Below are 7507 nucleotides of genomic sequence, written 5' to 3'. Positions count from 1 at the left end.
GAACGACAACGGAACTTGACCAGTGACGCATTAAAACCCGCTTGTCAAAATGGGGAGGTCCTTATAGGCGGTTCAGGCGAGATCGGGCGGGTACAACTGGCTGATACACGACGTGCAAAGTCCAGGGCCATTTCGCGAGCTAATTCGCTATTCATGCGACTCCGGAATCATCGGCCCGATGGTGTCGGCGAAACTGGCTGATGACTTCGCTTGGTTCGACGAACGTGCTCGGGCGCTCGGAGATAACGGCTTCTATGCATGGTTCACCGTCATGCGAGAGATGTTCGAGTTCGCCGGAAGGGACGGCGCCGTCTGGTACGTTGAAGAACGGCATCTGCGCGAGAAGCTTTCCAGGTTCACACACCAGGATGGCATCGCCGCGTTGCTACATCGGCTGACAGCTTGGGCGTGAGAAGCTTCAGAACCGACTAGGGTGCGGGGGCCGGAACGGGCGCAGTCGGCCGGCGCGCTCGTTCTCGGCGCGAACATTTCAGACTCAGATTGAGGGAAATGGCGCAGCGGCGGCGGGGCGCTGGATCGCGAACGGCGGTTCTGTCTTCCAAGATAAGTCCTCAAAAGTAAGGCTTCGCTTCGGCGAACAACCAGCGCTTTTGGAAGAGGGGCGAACGATTTCATTGGGGCGGATACGACTACAAATACCAATCGTCTTACCGACAAAATGACGAGTTCATTTCTCTGTCTTCGGACAGGACTATGGCGCGACCACTCGGAAATCATGCTCGAGAGGAGAAGTGTGCGCGCAGAAATCGATTGTCTGCCATGCGCGTGCGGTTCCGAGTTGCGACCGGCAATGCAATCAGCGGGCGAACAATGGCGATATGGCCTGGCCGCGGTTCAAAATCGCCAGTATCGACATCGTGCGTGGGACGCTGTGCACATGAAGCGAGAACGACTTGGCCGGAATTGGCGGCTTCTTGGGCAAGATTGGTTGCACCGGCATCGCCGCTTGTTCCTATGCGTATCCCGCCTGCCTCTTTTGCGGTCGGACTGGCACTATTGGCATGATCAAGGCCACACATTCTGAGACCCAGAAAGCCTTGCCTACCCCCGCCTCGTCCTGATGTGGCCCAGCAATGCTCGTCTCGCACTATCTTCCAGCCCGAACGGGTTACGCTGACGGATACTTTGCGGTCTCTCCGTTTCGCGCAGCAAAACGCGGATTGACGACCGTTTCGACTGCCTGCAAAAGTAGCGACGACGCGGAAGAGGGCTATCGCGACAGTAGACTCTGAGAGTTGGGAGAATCATTCAAGAACCGACCGACCGTCGGGCCGCGACCGGAAGCGGTCAAATTCTAAGACGACCAAGATAAAAGAAGTAATCGCTGTCTTCGGACTAGCGCGAAGTGAGAGAGGCGGACGCACACCGGACACCAACGATTGCGACGTCGGGTGCTTGCGACCGCCGGGGAGAGAGCTCAGTAGGTTGCTCTGCTCCGAATGTTGTCTTACAATTTTTGGAAAAATACGACAGCTGTAGGGTACGGGCAAGCAAAACGCGACACGCGTGGATTCCGGATTGCTCGCGTTAAACGGGGCTCATGCGGCCCGCAAGGCGCAAAAGCGACACGAGTAGGGTTTGTTTCGCGACACGGGTTGAGTAATTCGACACAATTATTTTTATTGAACCGGGACAACCGATGATTCATTGGGACCGAGCCGACATAGCGCGAGCCTTCGAAGCGTATTGAACACGTGAAGCCCTGAGTGGCTTGCTTGCTATTGCAAGCTATCGTCGTCGCCAGGTCAGATAGATGCTCGAAACGATGAACGCAGTGACGAAGTACGCAACAACAAGCACGGCTGTTCTTACGCCGACAAACTCCGTTGCGACGACCAGCGCAATGCCGACGTGTCGGGTTGCGCAGGCGATCGCCAGCGCCGTCCGGTCACCCGGGTTGGGACCGCCCAGAAGCTGACCGATGAGCATCGCAAACACCATCAGTCCCACGAGCGCGAGCACACCTTGCCAAGTGAGCCCCACCACGTGCTGCCTATGTATGACCAGCAGGATGATGCCGGACGCCGCCAGGACAACGCCAGCAATCATGATAAGCCGGTCCGACAACCGTTCCGACCAGGCCGGGAGAATGAGGCGAAGCGCCATGCCGATCATAATCGGCAGCAGAATGGTTTTAGCAATGTCTGTCACGACAGTGCGTTCGGATAGCTCGACCGTAACGTCAAAGTAGGCGCCCAAAAACGCCGCCCACAGGGGCACGGCGACAATGGCGACGAGCGAGGATGTGATCAGCAAGCTAAAGATGTACTGCTGGCTATTCAGTTTCTTGAGCCTTCTGGGAAGCAACGGGGCTCCCGCGGAAACAGCGAGCACCAGCATCGCAGCTTTGACCCCTCGCTCAATGGGCATGATTTGCACGAGGCCGAACGCGAGCAGGGGAACCAGCAGATACATTGCTGCAAGGGAACGTACCAATAGCGCGGGGCGCCGCCATAGATAGGTCAGTTCGGAAGGCGAAGTCCCGGCTCCGACGCAAGCGATCAGGACGACAATGGAGACCTTCAGCAGGATCATCAGGGCTTCAGTCACGACACTGGCACCTTTCGAAGCGGTACAGCCACCATGTGATCCGGAATGCGATCCATCCGATACGGCATTGAACCACGATCTCGCCTGGCAGGGCCACCGCTGCGCCCGGCGTCGTGATTACGCTCAGAGCAACCTTATGATGATGCTTAGAAAGAGAAAGCTGCCCGAAAAGGCCATAACCAACGCAACTAAAAAAGCGGGCCGCCACAGGCTGACTGGCTGATAGTCACGCAGACTGACGATCATCCGCCAGTACTCGATCGTTCCCAGCACCATCGAAACCGTGCCCAGTCCTGTGAGAAAAAGGCCGATGCTTCGAGGACTGTGCGGATGGGCAAGATGAACGCCCGCTTCCCTAAATCCATCCAGCACCTTGTAGATTGTGAAGCCGAAGCTGATCATCGAAAGCGCAGTGCGGGTCCACGCCATCAAGGTACGGTCCGCTGCCATCAGCGTGCGTGTCGTCGCGAGATCAGTTCGCTCTTCGGCCAGTTGATTCGATGAGCGCGCTTCCACGTTAGCCACACCGTTCTCCGGATGGTTGGTCGGCCCGGGTTGCAACAGCAAATTCCCGGTATTGTCACAAACGGAAATCAAGGCGCCCACACGCGTCAACGTTAATCTAGTTCATGGAACGCACGATTGCGAGAATCTCCCGCTTCGAAAGGCGTGGCTCATGCGTGCGTAGTCAGTCAGATGAAACGCTCGCATTATCACGCGCCGAGCCCATCCGAACAGGATTCGATCGCGGCCACAGTGATGTATTTGCTTCCATAACGATAACGATGACGACGGCGATGCCAGATTTTCGATGCCTCGCACCCTTGAATGGTGTGGACGAGCCTCGTTATCTGCTCTTGAATCGGAAATCACGAAATTGCGTTTGCTTTCCAGAGGCTGGGTGCCTTAAATACCAATCACGTTTGTGTCTGCGACCGTTCCCTTGGGATACGTACCTTCTGACACGTTGAGGCGCCTGGCCGGCGTCGTCGGGCAATCTTTTGGCAACTCTGATAATCAAAAGGGAACACGGCCATGGAAGCCACGCTGCTGCCTCGCGCTTCAACATCGAGTATTGACGAAGCGAAAACGGCCGAAAGCCGGCCATCGGATGCGCCACCATGCTTCCATCTGCTGGCCAAGCCAAGTGGCTCGACCTGCAACATCGACTGCAAATACTGCTTTTTCCTGTCGAAAGAGGCGTTGTATCCAAATGAAAAGCATCGGATGTCGCAGGCGACGCTGGAAACCTACATTCGCCAGCTGCTGGAGTCGCATCGCACGCCAGAGGTCACCGTAGCGTGGCAAGGCGGGGAACCCACGCTGATGAAGGTCGAATTCTTCAGGAACGCGGTCGAACTAGTCGAAAAGTACCGCAGGCCGGGACAGTCTGTGAAACACACGTTTCAGACCAACGGCATTCTTCTCGACGATGAATGGTGTGAGTTCTTCAAGGAGTATCACTTTCTCGTGGGGCTAAGTGTCGATGGTCCGCGTGAACTTCACGACACCTTTCGCGTCGATCGTCGTGCGCAGGGTACCTTCGATCTGGTCATGGGCGGGTGGAATCAACTACGCAAGCATGGCGTTGAGTTCAACATCCTGTGCACGGTCAACTCCGCCAACCAGCATCACGGCCGCTCGATTTATCGCTTCTTCCGCGATGAACTCGGCGCAAGGTGGATCCAGTTTATCCCGATCATCGAGCGCGCAACGGAACAGACGATCCAACTGGCGAATCGGGGCTGGAGCGAACGGGCGGGCCACAAGCGCGTTCTGTATACACAGACCGGCAATCTTGTCACCGAACGTTCAGTCGGCGCGAAGCAATATGGTCTCTTCCTGATGGATGTCTTCGAGGAGTGGGTGCGCCGCGACGTCGGTCGCGTCTTCGTGCAATTGTTCGACGTGACGCTAGAGGCCTTCTTCGGTCGCCATCTGTTGTGCATCCACGCTCCGACCTGTGGCCTCGGCCCCGCGCTCGAGTACAACGGCGATCTATATTCATGCGATCACTTTGTCGAACCCGGATATCGATTAGGCAATATTCACGAAACGCACATGCTCGAGCTCATGGCATCGCCCGAACAGCGCAAGTTTGGACTGGACAAGCGCGACTCGCTCACGGCCCAGTGCAGGAATTGCGAAGTGAGGACGTTGTGTAACGGCGGATGTCCGAAGGACCGCTTCGCGCTTTCACGGGACGGCGAGGCAGGGCAAAACTATTTGTGCTCCGGTCTCGAGTTGTTCTTCACGCAATCGCGGCACGCGATGGAGACGATGGCGAAACTCCTTCGCGATGGCCGGCCGCCGTCTGAGGTGATGGCGATGACCGCAATCGAAGATAAACGGCGCGGCCCTTATGCACCCTGTCCGTGTGGCAGTGGCAGGAAATTCAAATTCTGCCACGGCAATAATGCACCGCGTCGTTCGTTTGACCCGGGGATCAGTGAGGAGCGGCGCACCTCATGATGGGGAAGGTGGCGCCCAAAAGCGTCGGTGGTCGTGACATCCTCACGGAGCAGGGACCAGCGAGCGACATGCTGGCTCACTTAGGTGATTGACGCAGCCTCTTCGCCCGGCTTGCCCAAAGCAGACCGGGCGTCATCTGAAAGGAGTGGAAACAATCATGGCGACAAAGCAACCGAATATCCTGATTCTTTGGGGCGATGATATCGGATGGTGGAACATCAGCTTCAACAGCCGTGGGCAGATGGGTTATCGCACGCCCAATATTGATCGCATTGCAAACGAGGGTGTGGCATTTACAGATTACTACGCACAGCAGAGTTGTACGGCTGGACGCGCAGCATTCATTACTGGGCAGAATCCGATCCGAACGGGACTGACCAAGGTCGGTATGCCGGGCGCCGACGTCGGGCTGTCGGCCGAAGACCCCACCATCGCGGAGATGCTCAAGCCTCTGGGCTATGTCACCGGGCAGTTCGGCAAGAACCATCTGGGCGACAAGGATGAGTTCCTGCCTACCATGCATGGATTTGACGAGTTCTTTGGCAACCTGTATCACCTGAATGCGGAAGAAGAGCCTGAGGATCCCGATTATCCGAAGGATCCTGCGTTCAGGAAACGTTTCGGTCCGAGAGGTGTGCTTCACTGCTGGTCTGATGGCAAGGGCGGTCAGCGGATCGAGGACACCGGTGCGCTTACAAAAAAACGCATGGAGACGATTGACGAAGAAACGACCGGACTGGCTTGCACATTCATCGACAAGGCTCATAACAATGGTAAGCCGTTCTTCGTCTGGTACAACACGACGGCGATGCATTTCCGGACTCACTGCGCAGAAAAGCACAAGGGCAAAAGCGGACAGGGCGAATATAACGACGTCATGGTCGCGCACGACGAGAACATCGGCAAGATGCTGGCGAAGCTGGAAGAATTGGGAATTGCCGACGATACCATCGTCATGTACTCGACGGATAACGGCCCTCACTTCAATAGCTGGCCAGACGCTGGCATCACCCCATTCCGGTCTGAAAAGAATACAAATTGGGAAGGAGGCTGGCGCGTTCCGGCGTTCGTCCGGTGGCCGGGGAAAATACCTGCTGGCACCGTTCTTAACGGGATAGTCACACACCAGGACTGGATGACGACCTTACTCGCGGCGGCTGGCGAGCCGGAGGTCAAGGAAAAGCTGCTTAAGGGACACAAAGCTGGCGAGAAAACGTACAAGGTTCACCTGGACGGTTTCAACATGCTTCCCTATCTGACCGGGGAAGTGAAAGAAAGCCCGCGCGAATCGTTTTTCTATATCAGCGACGATGGCGACGTGATGGCGATCCGTGTGCGTGACTGGAAAATGGTCTTGCTGGAGCAGCGCGCCAAGCAGTTGGCGTGCTGGGCGGAGCCCTTTGTCCGGCTGCGGATTCCAAAGATGTTCCATCTTCGGCGGGACCCGTTCGAGCGCGCGGACGAGAACTCAAACACATACTACGACTGGATGATCTCCCATGCTTATCTGCTATACGCGATGCAAGCGGTGGTAGCGTCGCAGATCGAGAACTTCAAGGCGTTTCCGCCGCGGCAAAAGCCGGCGTCGTTTAATCTCGACGCCGTGCTGCGGCAACTGGACGATGCGGGTGGCGGTGCCCATCATTGATGGGCCACGCATCGAAAGAAAATTAACCCGGCGACCAGCCCGGATGGCTGAGGGTTACGTATGCCTCTACGAAGCCGTTCGGAAGCAGTCGCCTGGGAAACGCTGCTTTCCGATCCCCAGCATGAACTTGCGTCGCGCCAATTCGGCCGGTTGAGCTGGCCACGTTGATAAATACGTCTACGGGCCTCGTCCATCCATCAGCGAGGCCTCCAGAGTTGGTGCCGCCGGTCAGGCCTGCGCCTGAAAAACCAGATTGAACGGCGTCTGCGTTGCGCGCCTGAATCGGGTGAAGCCACCCGCGGTCACTACTTCCCTGAGCCGTGCTTCGCCGGCTTGCGCACCCAATGCCCTTCCGCCCTCTTGCGACAACGATGCTCCCGTGCAGATCATCGTGGACGCCGAGTAAAACACGCGCCCGACAGGATTCAGATTGTCTTCCAGCCGGTCGTGCGCGAACGACTCGACGATCATCCACGAGCCATCGGCTTTTAGTGAGTGCAATACGTGTGCGGCAGCGCCCGTCGGGTCACCCATGTCATGAAGGCAATCGAAGAACGCGACGAGGTCGTAGCCGGTTCCGGGGTATTGCTGTGCGCTGGCCACTTCGAACGTGACGCGATCGCCGACGTCCGCTTCATGGGCCAACTCTCGCGCTCTCTGGATGGACGGCTCATGATAGTCAAAGCCGACGAATGTCGCATCTGGATAGGCCTGCGCCAGCAGAATCGTGGATGCGCCGTGGCCGCAGCCGACGTCGGCGACTTTCGCGCCGTGTCCCTTGAGAAGCGCTTCGACACCGTCGAGCGCGGGAATCCA

6 protein-coding genes are annotated in these 7507 nt (G+C 57.2%); 3 read left to right on the top strand and 3 right to left on the bottom strand.

Features of this window, described 5'->3' with window-relative positions:
- The first annotated feature begins 178 nt into the window (after positions 1–178).
- The gene (locus AWB81_RS38945; protein WP_062643523.1) at positions 179–412 is read left to right on the top strand and encodes a hypothetical protein; all 234 of its coding nucleotides are present in this window, start codon (positions 179–181) and stop codon (positions 410–412) included.
- Positions 413–1749: 1337 nt separating this feature from the next.
- Here the strand turns inward: AWB81_RS38945 and AWB81_RS38940 are convergent.
- Together AWB81_RS38940 and AWB81_RS38935 are read right to left on the bottom strand one after the other, a co-directional pair.
- Positions 1750–2571: a bile acid:sodium symporter family protein gene (locus AWB81_RS38940; RefSeq protein ID WP_143753569.1), complete on the bottom strand. Its 822-nt coding sequence runs from the start codon at positions 2569–2571 to the stop codon at positions 1750–1752.
- A 123-nt stretch (positions 2572–2694) separates the two neighbouring features.
- The gene (locus AWB81_RS38935; protein ID WP_200822622.1) at positions 2695–3096 is read right to left on the bottom strand and encodes a YidH family protein; all 402 of its coding nucleotides are present in this window, start codon (positions 3094–3096) and stop codon (positions 2695–2697) included.
- 510 nt (positions 3097–3606) lie between these two features.
- On the opposite strand from AWB81_RS38935, the gene AWB81_RS38930 reads away from it, so the two are divergent.
- Both AWB81_RS38930 and AWB81_RS38925 read left to right on the top strand, forming a co-directional pair.
- Positions 3607–5043, top strand: coding sequence for an anaerobic sulfatase maturase (locus AWB81_RS38930; RefSeq protein WP_087135506.1), 1437 nt, complete (start codon positions 3607–3609; stop codon positions 5041–5043).
- Positions 5044–5200: 157 nt separating this feature from the next.
- Positions 5201–6691 carry an arylsulfatase gene (locus tag AWB81_RS38925; RefSeq protein WP_062643517.1) on the top strand — a complete coding sequence of 497 codons (1491 nt, stop codon included), beginning with the start codon at positions 5201–5203 and terminating at the stop codon, positions 6689–6691.
- Positions 6692–6919: 228 nt separating this feature from the next.
- Here AWB81_RS38925 and AWB81_RS38920 read toward each other — a convergent pair.
- Positions 6920–7507 (bottom strand): class I SAM-dependent methyltransferase (locus tag AWB81_RS38920; protein WP_144444319.1); only part of this gene is annotated, 588 nt, incomplete at its 5' end.

It is taken from the genome of Caballeronia arationis (assembly GCF_001544975.2).
GTDB lineage: Bacteria > Pseudomonadota > Gammaproteobacteria > Burkholderiales > Burkholderiaceae > Caballeronia > Caballeronia arationis.
The sequence above is the reverse complement of the archived record's forward strand: the minus strand, read 5'-3'. Positions and strand labels throughout refer to the sequence as shown.

Excerpts from the sequence above, each read along its gene's own strand:
- AWB81_RS38945 (WP_062643523.1), top strand. The coding sequence starts at position 179 with ATGGTGTCGGCGAAACTGGCTGATGACTTCGCTTGGTTCGACGAACGT.
- AWB81_RS38930 (WP_087135506.1), top strand. The coding sequence starts at position 3,607 with ATGGAAGCCACGCTGCTGCCTCGCGCTTCAACATCGAGTATTGACGAA.
- AWB81_RS38925 (WP_062643517.1), top strand. The coding sequence starts at position 5,201 with ATGGCGACAAAGCAACCGAATATCCTGATTCTTTGGGGCGATGATATC.